Annotated in this window: 15 protein-coding genes; 14 read left to right on the top strand and 1 reads right to left on the bottom strand. The window is 51.2% G+C overall.

The features are described from left to right. Nucleotides 1–18 precede the first annotated feature (18 nt). The 5 genes from ACL02P_RS04025 to nagZ are packed head-to-tail and all read left to right on the top strand — an operon-like array spanning nucleotide 19 to nucleotide 6,854. Nucleotides 19–903 carry a carbohydrate ABC transporter permease gene (locus ACL02P_RS04025; protein WP_260070923.1) on the top strand — a complete coding sequence of 295 codons (885 nt, stop codon included), beginning with the start codon at nucleotides 19–21 and terminating at the stop codon, nucleotides 901–903. After that, nucleotides 903–1,730 (top strand): carbohydrate ABC transporter permease, encoded by an 828-nt coding sequence (locus tag ACL02P_RS04030; RefSeq protein WP_260070924.1) that lies wholly within the window; start codon nucleotides 903–905, stop codon nucleotides 1,728–1,730. The genes ACL02P_RS04025 and ACL02P_RS04030 overlap by 1 nt, the downstream gene beginning before the upstream one ends. A 51-nt stretch (nucleotides 1,731–1,781) precedes the next feature. Further along, a complete protein-coding gene (locus tag ACL02P_RS04035) occupies nucleotides 1,782–3,632 on the top strand; it encodes a cache domain-containing sensor histidine kinase (RefSeq protein WP_412836854.1) in 1,851 nt (616 codons plus the stop codon). Then, on the top strand, nucleotides 3,607–5,214 hold the full coding sequence (locus tag ACL02P_RS04040) for a response regulator (RefSeq protein ID WP_311202273.1): 1,608 nt from the start codon (nucleotides 3,607–3,609) through the stop codon (nucleotides 5,212–5,214). The genes ACL02P_RS04035 and ACL02P_RS04040 overlap by 26 nt, the downstream gene beginning before the upstream one ends. Before the next feature lie 5 nt (nucleotides 5,215–5,219). Further along, a complete protein-coding gene (gene nagZ, locus ACL02P_RS04045) occupies nucleotides 5,220–6,854 on the top strand; it encodes a beta-N-acetylhexosaminidase (RefSeq protein WP_412836855.1) in 1,635 nt (544 codons plus the stop codon). A 365-nt stretch (nucleotides 6,855–7,219) separates the two neighbouring features. On the opposite strand, the gene ACL02P_RS04050 is transcribed toward nagZ, so the two are convergent. Continuing rightward, complete coding sequence (locus tag ACL02P_RS04050; protein ID WP_412836856.1) at nucleotides 7,220–8,596, bottom strand: IS110 family transposase; 1,377 nt, start codon at nucleotides 8,594–8,596, stop codon at nucleotides 7,220–7,222. Nucleotides 8,597–8,970: 374 nt separating this feature from the next. On the opposite strand from ACL02P_RS04050, the gene ACL02P_RS04055 reads away from it, so the two are divergent. From ACL02P_RS04055 to yidD, 9 genes are all read left to right on the top strand, one after another. Beyond that, nucleotides 8,971–11,163: a stalk domain-containing protein gene (locus tag ACL02P_RS04055; RefSeq protein WP_412836857.1), complete on the top strand. Its 2,193-nt coding sequence runs from the start codon at nucleotides 8,971–8,973 to the stop codon at nucleotides 11,161–11,163. Between the two features lie 153 nt (nucleotides 11,164–11,316). Further along, a complete protein-coding gene (locus ACL02P_RS04060; protein WP_412836858.1) occupies nucleotides 11,317–12,909 on the top strand; it encodes a response regulator transcription factor in 1,593 nt (530 codons plus the stop codon). Continuing rightward, complete coding sequence (locus ACL02P_RS04065; RefSeq protein WP_412836859.1) at nucleotides 12,902–14,665, top strand: sensor histidine kinase; 1,764 nt, start codon at nucleotides 12,902–12,904, stop codon at nucleotides 14,663–14,665. Before ACL02P_RS04060 ends, ACL02P_RS04065 begins: the two co-directional genes overlap by 8 nt. Before the next feature lie 75 nt (nucleotides 14,666–14,740). Continuing rightward, entirely contained in the window at nucleotides 14,741–16,135 is a 1,395-nt protein-coding gene (locus ACL02P_RS04070; RefSeq protein ID WP_339299306.1) for an ABC transporter substrate-binding protein, read from the top strand. A gap of 69 nt (nucleotides 16,136–16,204) precedes the next feature. Then, nucleotides 16,205–17,143 (top strand): sugar ABC transporter permease, encoded by a 939-nt coding sequence (locus ACL02P_RS04075; protein ID WP_323076828.1) that lies wholly within the window; start codon nucleotides 16,205–16,207, stop codon nucleotides 17,141–17,143. Further along, the gene (locus tag ACL02P_RS04080) at nucleotides 17,140–17,943 is read left to right on the top strand and encodes a carbohydrate ABC transporter permease (protein WP_009225322.1); all 804 of its coding nucleotides are present in this window, start codon (nucleotides 17,140–17,142) and stop codon (nucleotides 17,941–17,943) included. The genes ACL02P_RS04075 and ACL02P_RS04080 overlap by 4 nt, the downstream gene beginning before the upstream one ends. A gap of 52 nt (nucleotides 17,944–17,995) precedes the next feature. After that, complete coding sequence (locus tag ACL02P_RS04085; protein ID WP_036645275.1) at nucleotides 17,996–19,279, top strand: cellulase-like family protein; 1,284 nt, start codon at nucleotides 17,996–17,998, stop codon at nucleotides 19,277–19,279. Between the two features lie 151 nt (nucleotides 19,280–19,430). Then, nucleotides 19,431–19,892, top strand: coding sequence for a Fur family transcriptional regulator (locus ACL02P_RS04090; protein ID WP_016311681.1), 462 nt, complete (start codon nucleotides 19,431–19,433; stop codon nucleotides 19,890–19,892). A gap of 1 nt (nucleotide 19,893) precedes the next feature. Next, nucleotides 19,894–20,175, top strand: coding sequence for a membrane protein insertion efficiency factor YidD (gene yidD, locus ACL02P_RS04095; RefSeq protein ID WP_028538267.1), 282 nt, complete (start codon nucleotides 19,894–19,896; stop codon nucleotides 20,173–20,175). The last annotated feature ends 77 nt before the right edge of the window (nucleotides 20,176–20,252 follow it).

Raw genomic sequence — 20,252 nt, forward strand, 5'->3', positions numbered from 1 at the left:
AACTACGGAGGTATAGGCATGAATAAAGCGCTCAGAAGTCCTCTGATTTACAGCTTATTTGTTCTCCCGGCATTGATCTTGTTTCTTGCCTTTTTCATCTATCCAATCTTTACCGCCATCAACAACAGCTTTACCAGCTGGAACGGTATTTCCAAGCATATGACCTATATCGGTTTGGATAATTACGAGATGGCGTTTAAGGATCAAGCGTTCTGGAAATCGGTGCGGAACAATGTATATTTCATTCTGTTCTCCTGTCTGATCCAAGTTCCGCTGATCGTTTTTTTCTCCCTCTTAATCGCAAACGTCAAGAAGCTCAAGGGACTGTATAAGACCGCGGTCTTTATGCCGTCGATCATGTCCACTGCCGTGATCGGTATTTTGTGGGGGTTCATTTATAACCCGGATTTCGGGTTGATGAACCAAGTGCTTGGGATCTTTGGCATTCCCCCGGTGTACTGGCTGTCCGACAAAAATTGGGCGATGCTCTCCATCCTGATTACGAATGCTTGGCAGTGGACGGGGTTCTACATCGTAATGGTCCTGGCGGCGATCCTGGCGATCCCGCGCGAGTTGGACGAAGCGGCGGCGATTGATGGAGCGGGCGGCATCCAACGGGCGATCCGAATCACCATTCCGCTGATCATGCCGATCATTAGCGTCGTCGTGATGCTGTCGGTGGCTGGCGCCATGAAAGCGGCCGATATTGTGCTGGTCATGACCAAGGGCGGGCCGGCCGGCTCGACGGACGTCATGGCGACGTACATGATCCGTTACGCGATCACCAGCTTCCGCCACGGGTTTGGCAACGCCATCGCCGTACTGATCTTTGCCTTTACGATCATTATTACCGCCTTGTACCAAATCCTTGTCGTTCGACGCACAGAAAGGATTGAATACTGATGAGAGTGCTGAAAAAGACGATCCCGCATCTGTTCCTGATGGCGTATCTACTCATCATTTTGTATCCGTTTCTGTTCGTGTTGTTCTCTTCGGTCAAAACCGATAACCAAGCGATCGCCTCCAATCCGTTTGGGTTGCCGTCGTCGATTATTTTTGACAATTACATGAATGCTTGGGTGAACGCCAAGATCAGCACGTTTTTTTTCAATAGCTTATATATCGGTGTATTATCGGCGTGCTTGTCGATCCTGTTTGCTGCGATGCTGGCCTTTGCCGTAACGCGCATGCGGTACAATCGGATCAGCGCGGTCGTGTTCCAGCTGATCCTGCTGGGGATGCTGATCCCCAACAACTCGTTGCTGCTGCCGATCTACGGCATGATGCGCAACCTGAACGTGCTCGACACGCATATGGCGTTGATTTTGCCTTATGTGGCGAACGCGATTCCGTTTTCGGTCATCATTCTGGCGGCGTTTATGCGCTCGATCCCTGGTGAAATTGAAGAAGCAGCTGTCATGGACGGTTTAGGCTCAGCGGGGATGTTCTTTCGCGTGATGCTGCCCCTGACAGTACCGGCGATCGTGACGGTGTTTATCATCAATTTCCTCGGCAACTGGAACGAGTTTTTGCTGGCGAACTATTTTCTATCCAAAGAAGAACTTCGTACGCTCCCGGTCGGGATGGTTGGGTTCCGCGATGCGTACAACACCAACTACGCGCAGATGTCAGCTGGCATCGTGTTCAGCGTGCTGCCGGTCATGATCATCTATGCGGTGCTTCAGGAAAAAATAATTGAAGGCGTTACGGCCGGCAGCGTTAAGGGTTAGATCGTGGCGTGTTAGAATAGGGATAGTCTTACCAATTGGGAGCTGCCGCCGATGAATTTGCGCATTAAGCTGTTTACCGCCTTTTTGGGTTTAGTCATCATTCCATTGTTTGTGTTAGGCATTATCACGTTTTGGATTACGTTTAACTCGATTGAGAAGAAATACAGCCAGCAGGCGGAATATTCACTGAAGGCGATCAGCTACAGCATTAAGAACGTCTTTCAGGAGATGAATAACGTCACGGATAATGGCATCTCCAAAGGGGTGTTTCAGGCCGCTTTATCAGCCAAGGACCCGGATACCCAGGATTTGACGGCCACGACCCAACTGGAGCTGAACGCCAATCAGCGAAATTTCCGTTCCCTGCTGTATAGCCATCCGGCCATTGACTACGCGTTTTTGTACAACATCCATGGGGGCCGGCAATCCAATGTCATCGCGATATTTAATAAGGAAAATTTCGAGACGCCGCCCTACGAAAAATTCAAGGAGCATCCTTTATATAACGAAGTGATGGCCCTTAACGGCCAACCGAAATGGATCGCTCCCCACGAATATCCGGAATTAACCGGATCGGACAACGTGTTTACGCAAATCCGCCTGATTAAGGAGCTTAGCAATCTGGAGCGGGTTGGCGTGCTGGTGGTGCAGATCAAGAACTGGGAGTTCGAGAAGATTTTTCAGAACCTGAAGCTGGGCAGTCAGATGCGCGATACCCGGTTTATGCTGGTGAATGACAAAGGCCTGATTCTATACGATTATCAATTGGAGTTGGATGGACAGCAAATCGAAGCGTACCTGCCAAAGAAATTGAAATGGGAGAGCGGCGAGGGGTATCGGAGCTTTAAAGGTAAATTTAACAACCAAGAGAGCGTTATCTCCATTTATAAATTGCAGGATTATCCGTGGAGTCTAGTTTCGGTTACTTCCTGGAGCTATTTGTCGCAGGAGGTGACGACCTTTGCCAAATGGTTTGTTGCCATTATTTGTGTGTGCGTGCTGACGGCGATGTTATTTAACTTGATCTTTATGAACCGGATCACGGGAACGATTGGTGTGATTGTCAGGTTCATGCGCAAGGTGGAAAGCGGTGACCTGAAAGCTCGGGTAGATGAGAAAGGCGACGATGAGCTGCTTCTGCTGCAGAAGGGCTTCAATAACCAGATGGATAAAATCAATGAGCTGTTTGAGCAAGTGAAACGGGAGCAACGGCTGAAGGCCAACGCCGAGCTGCGCGTCCTGCAGGCTCAGATTAAGCCGCATTTCCTGTTTAATACGTTGGAATCGATTAACGTGCTTGCCGTCCAAAACGAAGGGCGCAAGGTCAGCGAAATGGTGCTGCGGCTGGCGAATATTTTGCGGATCAGTATTCAAGACAAGGAAGAGATCAAGCTGAGCCTCGAAATCGAGCATATGCGCAGCTATTTGGAAATTCAGAAGTTCCGTTTCGAGGAGTTGTTTGAGTATTCGATTGATATTCCGGACGAAATGATGAACTGTCTGCTGTTGAAATTAACGCTGCAGCCGCTCGTGGAGAACAGCATTCAGCACGGGTTTGAGGGCATCGATTATAAAGGCAGGATCACGGTCACGGGGAGAATGGAGCAAGACCGCATTCTGCTAAGGGTTGAAGATAACGGAATTGGGATGACCAATGAGCAGCTGGCGAAGATCCAATACGCGGATTTGGACGATCCGGCGTATCGTTCCATGGCGCCATATCCGAATCATGAACGCCGGGGCTTGGGGCTTCGCAGCGTGTCGGATCGGCTAAGATTTCAGTATGGCAGCAGATACGGATTGTTTATTTGCTCGCAGCCCGGGTACGGGACGACGATTCAATGTGTGATACCAAGATATGAGGCGGGGGATCACGATGAAATTAAAAGCGTTGCTGGTTGACGACGAAATTCATATACTCACGAACTTGTCGAAGGTTTTGCCTTGGGAGGAAATGGGGTTTGAAGTTGTTTTGTTGGCCAAGAACGGTAAGGAAGCGTTAGAGATGGCTTCGCAGCATCGTCCCGACTTGATCTTAAGCGATATCCGCATGCCGGTGATGGACGGCATTCAACTGCTGCAGGAGCTCCGGGAGCGGGAGATTCCTTGCGAAATTTTGCTGTTGACCGGGTATCAGGAATTTGAGTATGCTCGAACTGCAATACGTTACGGCGTGAAGGATTATATTTGCAAGCCGATCAATTATTTTGAGCTGGAGGAGACGGTTCGGGGGATCGCCAAACAGATTCGCGAGAAGCGCAAAAACCTGAACAAGGAGCAGCGGATGAACCAGGTGGTTGATCTGGCCAATGAAAACTTCCTATTACATTCCTTGCTCGGACAGGAGACAGATGCGGAAGGGCTGTTGTGGGACGACGAGGACGCCGGTGAAGCGAAGCGGCGTTACGCCATGCTGCTCTTGGATCTGGAAGGTTATTCGCACCGATCCATCGTCTGGACGCTCCATGAACGAAAAGCGTGGAATCTGCACATCAAGCATGCGCTGAAGGATGTATTTGGCGAAGTTTTGCCAGGCTTAACTGTGCTGCAGATCCGGGAGGGGGAATGGTGCCTCGTGTTCCCGTCCCCTTCAGCGGATCGGACAGTTGACGAGGAGACGCTGATGCCGGGCTTTGAGCGGATCCGACAGCTCATCCGCAGCAAGGAGGAACTTCCCGTTCGGATGTGCATGGCGGCAGGGCTACATGGTTTGCAGGAATTATCGCTTGTGTACCATCGCTTGCAGCATCGGTTGATTCTGGGAGCAGCGCAGGAAGGGTTCGTGAAGGCTGACGCGCTGCCAACAGACGATTTCGCCCCGGATAAGGACGCGGTGGAAGTGCAATGGGGCTGGATCGAGCAGCTTGGAACCGGATTGCGCAACGGGAGCACCGAGGTCTTGGATCGCATCGCCGGGGAATTGAAATCGTACATCGGCGGTCTGGATGAACGGCAGGCGTGTGCGGCGGAGAAGCTGATGCATTATTTGCTCATCCATTTGCTGCGCGAGATGCGCGAGCTGCACATGCTCCCAAGGGAGCAGGAAGAAGGGCTATGGAAGCGGCTGCGGGAGCCGATGAGCTTGAAAGAGCTGCTGTCGATCATCGTTTCGCTCATCGAGCATGCGCGCAGCTCCCTGTCCGCGAAGAAATCTACGGAGCTGCTAATGATGTCCGCGCAAAATTATATTCAGAACCATCTCGGCCGCGACTTTGGGATCGAGGACATCGCCGACTATCTCGGCATTAGCAGCAGTTATTTCTGCTTACTCTTTAAGAACCATTTTGGCGAAACGTTTGTAGAGTATTTGACCAAACAGCGAATGGAAATGGCGAAATGCCTGCTGCGTACCAGTGAGCGTTCGATCGCACAAATCGGCAGTTCAATCGGCTATCAGGAACGGCGATATTTCACGAAGGTCTTTCAGAAGTATACCGGCATGACGCCGTCGGATTACCGGCAGAAGGAATCAAACGTATCATAAAACTAATGGATAAGCGGCAAGGAGGACGGCTCGTGGATTTATCAGCATGGACGTTGGAGGAGAAGATCGGACAGTTATTTATTTGTGGGTTCCATAGCTTGGTGCCGGACGAACAGATTCGGACGCTGGTGCAGCAGTATCATGTGGGGGGTGTAGTTTATTTCCGCCGGAATATCGCTTCGGTGGAGCAGCTTGCCGAGCTGTCACGAAGCTTGCAAGGCTTGCCGCGCAGCAAACCGGAGCTTCCGTTGTTTATCTCGATTGATCAGGAAGGCGGGATGGTAGCCCGGCTGGATCATGAAGGGATGAGCCGGATTCCCGGCAATATGGCGCTGGGGGCGGCCAATGATCCGGCGTTGACGGAGGAAGTGGCGCGACTGGCGGCCAAGGAGATGCTGCAGCTGGGCATCAACTTTAACTTTGCGCCGTGCGTCGACGTCAACAACAATCCGGCCAATCCCGTGATTGGCGTCCGCTCGTTTGGGGAGCAGCCGGACCGGGTGGCCGTGCATGGAGCCGCGGCGGTTCGCGGATATCAGGCCGAAGACGTGATCGCGACGGCGAAGCATTTCCCCGGCCACGGGGATACGGCCGTGGATTCCCACCGCGGCTTAGCCAGTGTCCCGCACGGGAAGGAGCGGCTGCACCAGGTCGAGCTGGTCCCGTTCCGGGAGGCGATTGCGGCGGGCGTTGATGCAATTATGACGGCGCATGTGATCTTTCCGGCGTTTGAGCCGGAGGGGACGCCGGCAACGTTGTCGCACCGGGTGCTGACCGGCCTGCTGCGGGAAGAGCTGGGCTTCGGCGGGCTGATCGTCACCGATTGCCTGGAGATGCAGGCGATCGCGGGGCATTATGGCATCGCCGAAGGGGCGGTCCAGGCGATCGAAGCCGGCGCAGACCTCGTGCTCGTGAGCCATACGCTGGCTGACCAGCGTGCGGCGATCGAGCGGGTAGCCGAAGCGGTGCGGAGCGGCCGGATCAGCGAGGCGCGTATTGACCGCTCGCTCGAGCGCATTTTGGCGCTCAAGGCGAAGCGGATCGGCAGTGCGGCGCAGGCGGTAGCCGCCGCGACCGCGACGGCAGCGCCGCTGACGCCGGAGGCGGAGAGCGCCGCGCTGCTGCGCCATGCGGCAGAGCGCAGCGTGACGCTCGTGAAGGGAGCGGGCCGCTTGCCGCTGCAGAGCGATCAGCCGGTGCTGGTCGTCTGGCCGGAGCTGCGGCACCGCACCGAGGTCGATGAGCCGGCGGTGCATCAATATACGCTGGCGGATGCGCTGCGGCCGCTTCATGGCCAGGTCGTCATGACGGTGATTGGAACGCAGCCCAGCGACGAAGAGATTGCCGCGGTACTGGAACAAAGTCAAGAGGTCAGCCAAATCGTTGTGGCGACCTACACAGCAGAGGGGGGGATCCCTGAAGGTCAGCAGAAGCTCGTCCAGCGCCTTCAGCAGCTGTCGGGCAAACGTCTGATCGTCGTATCTACGCGGAATCCTTACGACTTAAACGCGTTTCCTGAGATCGAGACCTATCTCTGCTTATATGAAAATCGTCCGTTTTCGTTGGATGTCGCGGCCAAGGTTCTGGTCGGTGAGCTGCAGCCGCAGGGAGTATTGCCCGTCAGCTTAAACCAGGATTAATCCAAATTTCATAGGAGCGCCCGGGAGTGATTTCCGGGCGTTTTTTAAGATATCAGCGTACTATGTCAAGTAGAATTTTTAGGTTTCTGGGTAACCCAAACACACCTAACCCCCCAGATTTTCAAAAAAGTTAGCAACTGACAGAGAAGCGATGCTTGAAACCGGCCTTTCTCGGACTTGAAAGGAAATAGCCTCGTTTTTTCAATCCTGCGATGCAATCTGGCTGAGTGCAGAGTATACGCTAACGTACAATTCGCATTCACAGGGCGAGGTGGATAAAGCTGACATACGAGATCCAAGGTCTCCAAGAAAGTGATCCGATCTTCCCTCAGTCCCAGAAAGACCGGTTCCAAGATCTTGCTTAGTTAGGCCGCTGCTAGTGTCGGCATAACGCAATTGAAGTTCAACTTCTTATTGACCTCATCAAGGATGTGATAATCAGAGCACTGCGATTGAAACGGTAAACGGTCTCGCAGCATGGCGAAAGCGACTTTGAGCATCTTATTACCCATTGCAACAAAGATGGCTCGTTCATGTTTTCCTTTTTCCTTCAGACGATCATAGAAAGGCTTAAGGTCCTTATTATGCATGCAGAGACTCTTACCTGCTAGATATACCGCATAACGAAGGTGATCGTTTCCCTGTTTGGAAATCTTGCGGTAGGAGCCTTTGCCGCCACCTGTTTGCTTAACAATGGGGTTTGTGCCAGCTTTCTTAATTAACTGGTTTGCGTTCGAGTACTGAGATACATCGCCGATTTCAGCATAAAGCTCAGCCGCGGTAGTCACTCCTAAGCCCGGGACGGTAAGAAGCAGTCGTCCGTCTGTCTGAAGGAGAAGGTTCTCGATCTCTTGTTCCAAAACATTAATTTTGGCATCAAATGTTCGTAAGTCACGTAGCTTCATTTTCAGTAACATAAGCTCAGGCCGAAGTTCCTGTAAGTTTCTCGATAACGCTTGTTCAGCGACGTGCAAGAGCTTCTGGATGGTGGTGTTTCGCAATTTGAGATTATGCTGAATCGAGAGCTTCCGTAGCCCGGTCTCCCCTAGTTTCAGGACAGCAGCGGGGTGTGGATAATGCTCCATGAAGAAGAGCGAGGCTTTCCCCCAGAAGTCACTGAATACTTTGATTTTTCGAGCTCTACCGGCTGAATAATCTGCATATCCTTGGTACTCGCGCCAGATGAGGTCCATAAGTGCTCGAATCTCTGTACGCAAGGAAGCACGCTTCCGTGTCTCAGAGCGCCGTGCTCGAGTCAAGACATGGAGCTGACGCTGCACGCCATTCAAAAGCTGGTTTTCAGTGGCTTTGTTGCTTTTGATGGCATGGGCGATGGCCACAAGATCAAGATCATCTGTTTTGCACCAATTCAGTGCGCCGGCGCGTTCCTCGAAGGTGGTATACGGATTCAAGATCTGAACGTGGTACCCTCGTTTCGCCATCTCGCGGACGATGTCTTCATAGTAATGGCCTGTTGCCTCAATACCCAGGAACAAGCGAACAGCCTCTGTGGCTGTAACCGCTTGATTAATCTTCTTGCAAAGCAGCTCCATACCAGAATTATTCGCTGAGAAAAAGAAGGGTTTTTCAATGATGTCGCCGAAATAATTGCATATTAAGGCTTTTTGGTGGAGCTTGGCCGCATCGATTGCAACGATGAGGACTTGCTCCAGGTTAACGCCCCTTAGCTGTTGACTGAACTTAGTTCCCTTACGGCCTTGAATGTGCGAGGATTTCCCCATGCGACTTTAACCTCCTGTGGTTGGTAGGTAAGATTGAAGCTTCCCTGTCAGGTGCTTCTTTCTTCGATAGTCGCTGGGGATTTCCTCTTTATATTTTGATTATATTACACGCCAGAAAGTATAAACTTCGGGGCATTGGCATCCTGATATCGCAAGAAAAACTTCCGCTAAACGCGGTCTGTCTACTTTGAATGTACGTCGACAGGCGTTTTTCTTACGGAGATTTGTCAAAAAATAAGAAAAATCGGGCAACGAACGACGGAGTTTGCTAATATATTGTTTTGATTTGTCAGCAACTTTTCTTTTATACATGCGTTTAATACAGTGTGAGTTAAAGGGAGTAACACAAAATGGGAGAGTAAGGGAGTTAAGGCATGAAATTTAAGAGATTGTTGATCACCACGATGTTGGTCGCATCGCAAGTGGCTATGGTGCTTCCAGCCAGCGCGGAGGAAATCGGGCAAGGAAACGGTCTGGAACCACAGACCGGAACACAACAGTTAGAAGTGAACGGGACAACAACCGATGTGGTGCAGCCTGGCGATCTGCCTGCAGATCAAGGAACAAACGATGGAACGACAGGAGAGACGGTTCCAGAAGAGGGTCAGGAAGGGACGGAAACCGGAGATGAAACGGTACCGCCAACAAGTCCGGTGACGACGCCTGCAGACCCAAGCATGCAGAGCCAAAGCAACTCCGGCCAACTGATTCTGATGGTGAACAGCAAGAAGATGTATCAGAACGGGAAGGAATACCTTGCCGGTTATCCGATGGAAGTGAAAGACGGCGTATCTTACATATCTATCCGGGCCATTGTGGAGCGTGCAGGATTCCAGCTGTCTTTTGACAATACAACGAAAGAAACGATCATTAAACGAGGCAACGACGAGCTGCGGTTTAAGCTGAATACGACTTATTATAAGGTTAACGGTGTGACGCAGACGATGCGGGGGAAATCCTATTCTGCGCAAAACAACTTCATGGTGCCGTTAACGGCGATCACGAAGGCGTTAAACATCTCGTATTCCTATGATGCGGTTGGCAAACGGGTGATCGTGAATTTGAACACGCTGCCGGTCGCTTCGTTTAGCATCGGCAACAAAGAAGTCATCGCCGGGGAAACACAGGTTCAATATATCACCAATGCGATTTCGCCAATCGGGCTACCGATCGTGAACGAGGAATGGATTGGACGCCAGGATGTCTTCATGACGCCGGGGGATTACACCGTAACTTACCGGGTGCAGGATTCCAGCGGCCAGTGGAGTAATCCGTTTACGCTGACGATTCATGTAGACAAGCCGCATACACCGCCGGTGGCGAATTTTACGACAGACAAAGACACCTACAAAATGGGTGAATTGATCACGTATACCGACCTCAGTACGGATGAAGTGGGCATCACCGAGCGCATTTGGGAAAATAAAGAGATGGCGTTCTTCACCCCGGGCCAGATGACGATCCGCCTGAAGGTTGTCAATAAATTTGGCTTGTACTCGACCGTGGAGAAGACGATTACGATTACGAACGAGACGCTCTACACGCGGGACGAATTTAATAAGCTGTTTATTCCGGTCGGGGAAGAATATACGTTTGACGGGACCCAGGTGCCAAGCTGGGAGCGAATCCGATACGCCTTCACTTCCGATGCGGTCACGTTGATCCGCAGCAACAGCCCGGAAACGGTGTATTCCAAAGGGATTCTGTATAAGGAATCGGCGATTGGGAATACGCGCTTCATGATCCACCACGCCAATTCGACCGGGAAACCGGTGAAAATGTACGTCATCGCCACGAACAACAATAGCGAAACGACGCGTTTGACTCAAAGCAACCTTGGATTTGGCGGTCCAAGCAGTTATGCAACAGCTGCGGGGAAGGCTTCGGTCATGCGCTATTACGAATCAATGCAAACCGGCAGCAAATATAAGGATACTTGGTTTGCTCCTGGAGAAAGCAAGATTATCCTGAATGAGCTGAGCGCTACGGCGATGAAGCAAGGGGATGTCATCTCCCTGTTTGCGGATTTGTATAGCGATCATACCTTAAATTATACCGTCATGATGGTTGATCAGGATCAAGATCCATTTAAGACGTTGCCTTATCTCAGTGTCTTAAAGCCTGATATCCATAACCGCGGCACTTATATGGAAGCCACTCGCAATATTGAAGTGACCGAGCTGATCGGCAATACGCCGTCCCGGTTGCTCATCGGCGACAACTCCAGCGATCCATTCCTGATCGGATACGATGGTCCAACCGGAGAGTATCGCATGAATGCCGGAAACTTCGGTGTTCTCTACAAGGTGAAGCTGTACCGGGTTGCGCCTAACACGCTGATCACGTTTAACCCGCGCGGCGGCCATTATATGGGCGGAATTATGGTCAACGGAAATATTGTCAGCTTACCATCCTCCGGCTCACTTAGTGCGCCTAACGAGAACGCGGTATTGTTCCGCACCGGTGAGCGCGAGCAAACTGTCGATCTGGTTTTCACGGCAGCTCCGGGCAGCAACTTGTCCGTCAACCTGCTGTTCCAGCAATTGCCGGAGAAGAAGAGCGAATAAACAGAAATGTACTTTAAAGCACGGCGCGAGAGCGCCGTGCTTTTTTTGCGTCCAAAATCAGTAGATCCTCCATCAAGTTGCGCATGAAATCAATTGTGCGAATTCGCTTTCTCCTGTAAGTTGAAAGAAAGCAAGGAAAAGGAGGGGGTAATTATGAACCACCTGAAGGTGATGATTGTCGACGATGAGATTTTGGCCATCGAGCACTTGAAGCGTTTAGTCCATTGGGAAGACCTAGGGTTTACCGTAGCCGGAGAAACCGTTCATCCGCGGAAAGGGTTGGAATTGGCGGCCAAGCTGAAACCGGATCTGATTTTTGTGGATATTCGGATGCCTGGCATGGATGGCTTGATCCTGAGCGAGAGGCTGGCGGAAGCCGGGAGTCAAGCCAAGATCGTGATTCTTACCTCCTATAAGGAATTCGAATACGTAAAACGGTCACTGCGGATTGGCGTACATGATTACTGGGTCAAGCACGAATTAACGCCGGAGACCTTAACGCTGGAACTGGAGAAGCTCCGGGATACCATCGATAAGGATAAGGCAATCCAAAGAAAAATGAGCAAGACATTGCTTGAGCAGGCAAAGGCAGGAAAAGAACTTTCAAACGAAGAATTGAAAGCGCTTGCTAACTATATGGACTCGTTTGGATCCCAGTATGTGTACATCGCTTTAGAGTTCGACACCCCTTATCCGGCTGTGGGTCGACCTATGGTCACACGAGATACGGGGATTCAGATGCCATGGGAGGTCGAGGACGGAACGAAATATCGTTGGATTGAGACGTTTACCATTGCGGCGGAGGGAACCCGGATCGGCGTTTTGCTTGGATTTGACGGCATGGTCAGCCGAAGGCAGCTGCATGAGGAACTTTTTCAGTGGAGCGCGCATTTGAAACAAGCGTATTCCGAGCATGTTTCTTCTATAGGGGGAACGGTATCCGTCGCGTGCTCGTCCGTGTTTCAGGAGGCAACGGGGCTGTTCGCTGCCGCGGCCTGGGCGGATAGAGCGCTGGATCTGCGTATTTTTACTGGGATGGACAGCGTGCTGATGTATTCCGAAGAAAAGGAAGGCACCATCTCAGCAGCGGATAGCCAAGAGACAGATTGGGAAGCGTGGATCCACCGACTACGTCATTATACGGAGGAGCATCACCTTGCCGAAGTCGAAGAGGAGATCGACGCCATGTTTACCCTCGTCAAGAAAATGGCCCGACTTGAGGAATTGCGGATGCTCTGTAATGAATTGTCCAAGGAGCTGGATCGGCTTCGCATGAGCAAGGGAAGGCCTGCTTTTCGCGATGAACCGTACAGGGAGATTGAGGGTTCTGATGATTGGACTTCGGTGTCCGGCATTGCGCGTTGGTTTAAAAACCAGTTCCGAGCCGCGATGGAGGACGAGCACAGGGACGTCTATTCAGCGAAGGTCAGGAAAGCGATCCAATACATTAGCCGGCATTATGCCAAAGATTTAAGCACCGAACAAATCGCCGAGCATCTCGCAATCAGCGGCGATCATTTGCGTCATTGCTTCAAAAACGAAACCGGCCGTACGATCCTGGACTATTTAACGGAGGTTCACATGGAGAAAGCCAAGCGTTACTTGGCGACAGGGCAATACAAGTTGTATGAGGTGGCGGAAAAAGTGGGTTACCGCAATAGCCATTATTTCAGTAAAGTGTTTCAACGTGTGACCGGACAGCATCCTCTGGAGTATTCGGAAAGGAAGCAATATCACGATGAGTAACTTATCCGGATTTAAAATGCGTGCTCGGATCCGCACCAAAATTATTGCCGTATGCGCTCTGATCCTATCCTCGTCACTATTGGCCAGCAGTTGGGTCACTTATTCGTATGTCAAGGATATTATGCGGGAACAAGCCGTCCGAGACAATACGACGAAACTGGAACAGACATCTTCTTTCATCAATCGTATGCAGGAGCAATTACGTGAAACCGCGGAATATATCATCAGCGATTCCGAGGTGAATGCGTTGATGGTCAAAGATCCAAACGATACGTACGAGCAGAGCTACTTCAAGAAAAATAAGGTTAGAGAGAAGCTGAAGCTGTTTCCCGTGATGAACTCTAGCTTGTTAAACGTGATGATTATCCGGCCGGACGGCGAGGTGTTTTCCAATTACCAAGGGTATGACAGCTACTACAAAGACTATCTGAATCAGGCTTGGTTTGCCGATTACCGGATGGGACGCAGCGAATCGCGTTTTTCGGATCCGCATGATTTTATTTTTCTCAACCGTCGGCAACAGGTGATCAGTTATGTCGTAAATTACAGGAACTTTAAGGACGATGGCGACGAGCGGTATTACCTCGTGCTGGATTTCAATCAAAAAGATCTGGCGAGCTTATTTGAACAGAGCAATAAGGATTTCGAACGTCTGCTTCTACTAAATCAGGACGGCGTTCCATTGTTCGACAGCAACCCCGGAGAGACTCGTTGGACCGATACCGATTCGGAAGGGGGAAAATATATCGAAATTGTTGATGATTCCGTGGAGGAGGACTGGAGACAAGTTGCGGTGATCTCCAAATCACGCTTGTACGAGCGGGTTAACAAGCTGTTGCTCTTTTACACGCTGATTGTGGCCGTAAGCCTCATCGTGGTGATGATGATCCTGCTTCCTCTGCTCGTGCAACTGACCCGGCCGATCTCGAAGCTGGTCCGAGCGATGAAACGGGTGTCCGCAGGCGATTTGAATATCGAATTGCAGATCCGGAGCGGAGACGAAATGGAGCTGCTGGGGCTTGGATTTAACCGGATGATGAAGGATTTGAAATCGCTGATCGAATCGCTCGTGCAAGAACAGAAGGAAAAACGCAACATGCAGATCCAGCTCTTGTTGTCGCAGATGAACCCTCATTTTATTTATAACACGTTAAATACCGTAATTTATTTAGCACATGCAGGGCGGACGAAGGAGGTGGCCGACATGACCGCCTCGTTGATCCATCTCTTGCAAAACACGATCAAAATCGGCGATGATGCCTGGTTTACGACCCTGGAGGATGAAATAGAACTGGTGAATAAATACGCTGCCATCCAGGACTGCCGTTATCCCGGACGTTTTCGAATCGAATGGGACATTCAGGAGGAGCTTTTGCCCTGCATAGTCCTAAGGATGATGCTGCAGCCGCTTATTGAAAACGCGCTTTATCATGGGATATTCCCCTCCGAACGGCAAGGTTGGATTGGGATCTCTGCACGGAGATCGGATCGGTTTATCGAGGTGTCCGTCCGCGACAACGGCATCGGTATCAGCACATCCCAAACGGTACCGCCAATCCAGAATGCCTCCACGGGAATCGGACTTACAAATATTCGCGAACGCCTGAATTTTCACTATGGTGCGCAGGCAGGCCTCGAGATCAAGAGCTTTCCGGGCGAAGGAACGGAAGTAAGGATTCGCCTCCCTTTCACCATCGAGGACGGGGACTCCACCGCGGAAGACAGCCGATTTATGCGTAAAATAACCGGGTTGTGAGATTTTAACCCCATCGCTAGCGATGATAAGATCACGGTGTAAGCGGATACAAACAGACTGTGGGAGGGGTTAAATATGAAGAACAAGCGTCTGAAAAAGAGTTGGGTGACGCTCTTGGTGTTGGCGATGATGATCGCGGCGGTATTGGCTGGTTGCGCGAAGAATGATTCTGCCGCCAATCGGAACACAAGTGAGCCACCGTCGAATTCGGGTGGGACTTCGTCCAACGCCGAAGGGGAAGCTCCTTCACTCGGCGGGATTCCCACAAACATTGAAGGAGAAATCGTCGTATGGGATTGGGATGAAGCCTTCCTGACCACGATGGTGCCGGAATTCAACAAAGTCTTCCCGAATATCAAAGTGAAATACACCGTCGTCAACAATAACGATTATATGCAAAAGCTGCAAAGCGGGATTGCATCCGGCTCTGAGGTGCCTGATGTCATATTGGGCGAAATGAACTTCCGCGGGCAGTTGTTTGATCTCGATGTGCTCGACAATCTGGAGCAAGCTCCTTATCACTTCTCCAAGGACCAGCTGCTGGATTATTTGCCGCCGCTTCTCTCGAACACCAAAGGCGAGCTGGTTGGTGTCGATCAATCGATTACACCAGCCGGATTGGGGTACCGGCGAGACCTGGCCAAGGAATATCTGGGCACGGACGATCCAAGCGAATTGTCCAAGCTGTTGCCGGATTGGAATGCCTTCATCCAAAAAGGGATCGAAGTCAAACAAAAAAGCGGCGGTGCGGTTACGATGATCGCCAGTTTCGACGACGCCTACCGCGTGTTGAAAGGGCAAACCGAACAGCCATACATTAATGGATCCACGATTGAGCTGACGGAGCGAATGAAGGCGCCGTTCGAGAAGCTGTTCGCCATGCGGGACGCCGGGATTCTTGGCAAATACGAGGGGTATACCCCGGGATGGAACGCGTCGTTTGCGAAAGGCGATAATATTTTCTACCCGATGGCGCCGTGGAGTCCCAAATGGAATGTGCAGGCAAATGATCCGGACGGCATCGGGCGCTGGGGCTTGATGGCCGCGCCTGAAGGCGGCTTTACGTACGGAGGAACCTCCGTCAGCGTCTATAAGAACAGCAAGAACAAGGAAGCGGCCTGGGCTTACATTTACTTCTGTTATTTGTCCACCGAAGGGATGGAAACGAACTACAAGAAGCTGGGGAATATGCCGGGGATCAAAAGCTTCTTCGAAGAGCATCGCGATTGGCTTGAGGCAGGAACCGAGCTGGATCAGTTCTTTAATCAAAACCTGAGCTTGACGTTCTACGACGACATCGTGCCAGAAGTGACGGGATCGACCCAAACGAAATACGATTCGATTGTGCAGACGGCGTTTAATTCGCTATTCCCGCTGTGGATGAAGGATACGAGCATCGGTGTGGACGGCGCTCTGGAGCAATTCAAGGAAGCTGTCAAAAATCAGGCCCCTGAGGCAACGATTAACTAATCGGGAGGATTGCCGGGGTGAGAGCGTCTTGTTTCTCACCCCAACTGATTCCTGAAAGGGGGACCAACCATGATGAATGCCCAAACGGTCGTCAACAGCAAGCCGAGGAAGCGGCTTGGACTTCGGCTGTGGCCATACTTGTTTTCGCTTCCGTTCGTGCTTCTGTATTTGGCGTTTCAGTTTTATCCGGTCGTATATTCGTTTTTCCTCAGTTTTCACGAGTGGAACGGTGTCAGCGAGAAACGGTTTGTCGGATTCAGCAATTATGTAACGCTGTTTACAAAAGATCCGTTGTTTTACAAATCGATTTACAACACGGTCGTCATCATGCTGATGTCGTTACCGACCCTGATCTTATCCGGCATGCTTCTGGCTTATCTCATTTTTAACATGGTCAACGGGCGTATGTTTTTTCAAACGGCGAATTTTCTGCCTTATATTACTACGCCTGTCGCCATAGGCTTCATTTTCTCCTTTATGTTTGACTGGCAGACAGGGATCATCAACGCCTTATTCGTAAAGATGGGCTTGCTTAAGGACGGGATCTACTGGTTACAGGACCCCTGGCTGTCCCGGATCATCATCGCAATTATGATCGTGTGGCGGAATTTGGGCTACTTTATCGCAATCTATTTAGCGGGGATGACGGCCATTTCCCAAGATGTCTACGAGGCAGCGAAGGTGGATGGAGCAACAGCGCTTCATACCTTCACCCGCATCACGCTGCCGCTGCTTAGAAATATCTCCGTGTTCCTCATTGTTACTTCAATCATCGGAAGCCTGCAGTTGTTTGACGAGCCGAAGCTGTTGTACGGCGGCTGGACGGCTAGCCAGGTTGGCGGACCGGACAATGCGGCGCTGACGATCATCTGGAAGTTCGTCAACGATTCGTTTATGAATGTTCGTTTTGGGTATGGTGCGACGATCGCTTATGCCTTGTTCATGCTGATCGTTGTTTTCTCAATCGCCAGCTATAAGCTCTCCATGGGGAAGGGGGATCAGGAATGAAGATCGTAAAATGGGCGTTTCTCAGCCTAGTTACCCTCGCTTCGCTGTTCCCTTTTTATGTGATGTTGATGATGTCGACGTATTATTCTGAAGACATTTTCAAAGGCCTGCCGTTGATTCCTTCCGATTATTTGCTGGAAAACTTGAAAACCGTGTTTAAGACCAACTTCGTACAGGTTTACTTGAACAGTATGATCGTTTCGGTATCCGCAGTTTTTATCGGCGTTTTCACCGCTACGATGATCGGTTATGCGGTAGCTAAATACCAATTTAAGCTGAGGAGCTTTCTTCGCTATTTCATTATCATTACGATGATGGTCCCCAGCCAGGTTGGCTTGATTGGCTACGTCATCGAGATGAGAACGCTGGGGTTCGGCAATACGCTTCTCTCCGTCATTCTGGTTTGGAGCGCGTGGTCGTTTGGCGCTTTTTTCATGGTGCAGTTTATCAAGGACACGGTGCCAAATGAAGTCATCGAATGCGCGAGGATCGACGGGGCATCGGAGCCGCGAATCTTCTTTAACATCGTTATCCCGTTAATTAAGCCGGGGCTGGCCACGTTGGCGACGCTGGTGTTTCTCTGGTCATGGAACAACTACTTGCTGCCGTTAGTTACGATCAATAACAGCGATAACTATACGATCCCGCTGTTTGTTTCAACGCTGGGGTTTGTCCACCGGACCGATTATGGTGCCCGAATGGCGGCGCTGGGGTTGTCGACACTGCCTGTTCTGATCATCTTCCTGTTTGGCAGCCGCTCATTCATTAAAGGGATTACCTCAGGGGCCGTGAAGGGATAAGGGGCAAAGCGGAACCGTCGGAATCAAGCTTCTAATCTAAGAGGTGAATCGAATGTACAAGATCAGCACGCATCTTCCCCGCAAACTGACCATAACGATGTGGGATTTCTCCTGGTATACGATGACGATGCCGGGTGAGCCGTTTCACGATTTGGAGCAATGCTTCAAGGAGGCGGTGGAAAGGGGCTACAATACGATTCGCATCTGCGCGATGCCCTGCCTGTTGTTTAAGGCGGACGGCCCGCGCCATGGGCGATTGGCCTTCTCCAATCTTGGCTCAGTGGGAGTCAGGACACGCTGGTATAATTGCAAGGGTGGTGCGGAAATCGATGGTCACCAGCATTTATTAAATCTGTTCACGCTGGCAAAGCAATATGACATGTTCATCATCCTATCTTCTTGGGAGTATCAACAGAGCCCAAGCTTCCTGAAAACTCCGGAGCTATTCGAAGCGCTGCAGGCGATTCCGCCGCAGGAACGATTTATGGCTTTGGCCTTGTCGATGGATCAGTTGATCCGCTTCGTCAAAGCGGCTGGGCTTGGGGACCGCATCGCTTACGTGGAATTGCATAATGAGATCGAGTTTGGGCGGTTGAGTCAGATGGCGTTGGAGGCGGGTATCCCGTCCCGGCAGCTTGGCAAGCTGATCCGGTATACGAAGTCTTATGTGGAGGAGGCGCTTGCCTATTTACAAGAGCAGCATGCCGATCTTCGGATCACCGGCTGCTACACGCTGAACGAACCCTATTCCAAAGACAGTGTGCCGGGTAACGAGGAGGTCGCCCATTTTCATATGTATATTAACGGCGTATTGCAGCAGTTGATGGAGGAGACAGGGATCCGTAATCCGAATATTAAATTTCCTAATGCTTTGGTACGATCTCTACTAAGAGATGATGCTCCGCCGTTTGAGGACTACCGGCTGCCCGTCGGCGAGGAATGGCGAATGCATGAAAATCCGGTCGGACTAAAGCTGATGTACGTCCATGACTGGTGCGACCCGGTGAAATGGGATTTATACTTGTATGAGCATTACGGCGCACATAAGCAGGCGATGCTGCAGAAGGTGGACGAACGGTTTCAGGAAACCGCGGATTGGGCAGAGAAGCACGACATTCCGGTTGTTATAGGCGAAGGATATGTCGGCTATACGCCGCTGTTCGCCCAATTTGAGGAAGGTCCGATCGGCAAAGCTATTGCGGAATACGCCATACGAAAAGGGATGGAGCACGGCTTTTGGGGCATGGTGCTCTGCTCCAATTGCGCTCCTCATCATCCCTTTTGGTCCGACGTCGCTTGGCAGCAGAAGTGGAACCGGTTTATTTTGAACAGTTGAGATAGATGCTAACGCTCTTTTGCCTTCTTTAAGGCAAAGGGGCTTTTTTACGTTTCGCGGAGTTGGATCCCGTCGAATTGACGCTGCTGTGAATTTGGGGCATTATTAGAAGAGACGCATGGAACGAAGGTGCAGACGGGAGGAATGTCACATGCTGTCGACCGAGGAGATTATAAAAGTGATGTCCAGCCGGGGACTGCGGATTACCGACCAACGCAAAAGCTTGGCCAAACTGTTCGCTGAGCGGGACGGGTATTTGACCCCTAAGGACGTCTATGAATATATGGGTAAGGAATACAGCGGCCTTAGCTTTGATACCGTGTACCGGAACCTCCGGGTGATGGAGGAGCTGGGGGTGTTGGAGCAGGTCGTATTTGAGGACGGTTTGAAGTTCCGAGCCAGCTGCAGCAGTGAAGGGCATCATCACCATCATATGATCTGCTTGCAATGTGAGAAGACGTATCCGATTCATTTCTGCCCGATGCCGCTGACCGATGCGCCGGAGCAGTTCCAGGTTGTGAAGCATAAGTTTGAGGTATTTGGGTATTGCAAAAATTGCCGGCCGGACGGCAAGCCGCAGGATGCCGCGCCGGAGCAACACGAGGTGCACTGAGATGGGGCTCGTCCGCAAAACGTTTCAGGCGCCGATCCACGTGTACCGCAAGTTTATTTCGCCGCTCAAGCCGCCAACCTGCAGGTTTTATCCGACCTGCTCGGCATATGCTTTGGAGGCGATTGAGGTCCATGGCCCGCTGAAAGGGTCTTGGCTGGCGGCCAAACGGATCGTGAAATGCCAGCCGTTTCATCCGGGCGGTTATGATCCGGTTCCCCCTAAGGTAGAGAAGAAGCGCGGGGGAGAGCAAGGCACGCCTCCGCTGAGCGGCGGACAAGCCTAATCGCATTTGTGCGAGACCAACTCCAGCGCGGCTTGACACGGTTTGGAAATTTTTTTAATATAAAGTTTGAAATGAAC

This window comes from Paenibacillus sp. MB22_1 (genome assembly GCF_047200555.1).
Taxonomy (GTDB): domain Bacteria; phylum Bacillota; class Bacilli; order Paenibacillales; family Paenibacillaceae; genus Fontibacillus; species Fontibacillus phoenicis.

Excerpts from the sequence above, each read along its gene's own strand:
- ACL02P_RS04070 (WP_339299306.1), top strand. The coding sequence starts at position 14,741 with ATGAAGAACAAGCGTCTGAAAAAGAGTTGGGTGACGCTCTTGGTGTTG.
- ACL02P_RS04055 (WP_412836857.1), top strand. The coding sequence starts at position 8,971 with ATGAAATTTAAGAGATTGTTGATCACCACGATGTTGGTCGCATCGCAA.
- yidD (WP_028538267.1), top strand. The coding sequence starts at position 19,894 with ATGGGGCTCGTCCGCAAAACGTTTCAGGCGCCGATCCACGTGTACCGC.
- ACL02P_RS04085 (WP_036645275.1), top strand. The coding sequence starts at position 17,996 with ATGTACAAGATCAGCACGCATCTTCCCCGCAAACTGACCATAACGATG.
- nagZ (WP_412836855.1), top strand. The coding sequence starts at position 5,220 with ATGGATAAGCGGCAAGGAGGACGGCTCGTGGATTTATCAGCATGGACG.
- ACL02P_RS04080 (WP_009225322.1), top strand. The coding sequence starts at position 17,140 with ATGAAGATCGTAAAATGGGCGTTTCTCAGCCTAGTTACCCTCGCTTCG.
- ACL02P_RS04025 (WP_260070923.1), top strand. The coding sequence starts at position 19 with ATGAATAAAGCGCTCAGAAGTCCTCTGATTTACAGCTTATTTGTTCTC.
- ACL02P_RS04075 (WP_323076828.1), top strand. The coding sequence starts at position 16,205 with ATGATGAATGCCCAAACGGTCGTCAACAGCAAGCCGAGGAAGCGGCTT.
- ACL02P_RS04065 (WP_412836859.1), top strand. The coding sequence starts at position 12,902 with ATGAGTAACTTATCCGGATTTAAAATGCGTGCTCGGATCCGCACCAAA.
- ACL02P_RS04050 (WP_412836856.1), bottom strand. The coding sequence starts at position 8,596 with ATGGGGAAATCCTCGCACATTCAAGGCCGTAAGGGAACTAAGTTCAGT.
- ACL02P_RS04035 (WP_412836854.1), top strand. The coding sequence starts at position 1,782 with ATGAATTTGCGCATTAAGCTGTTTACCGCCTTTTTGGGTTTAGTCATC.
- ACL02P_RS04030 (WP_260070924.1), top strand. The coding sequence starts at position 903 with ATGAGAGTGCTGAAAAAGACGATCCCGCATCTGTTCCTGATGGCGTAT.
- ACL02P_RS04060 (WP_412836858.1), top strand. The coding sequence starts at position 11,317 with ATGAACCACCTGAAGGTGATGATTGTCGACGATGAGATTTTGGCCATC.
- ACL02P_RS04040 (WP_311202273.1), top strand. The coding sequence starts at position 3,607 with ATGAAATTAAAAGCGTTGCTGGTTGACGACGAAATTCATATACTCACG.
- ACL02P_RS04090 (WP_016311681.1), top strand. The coding sequence starts at position 19,431 with ATGCTGTCGACCGAGGAGATTATAAAAGTGATGTCCAGCCGGGGACTG.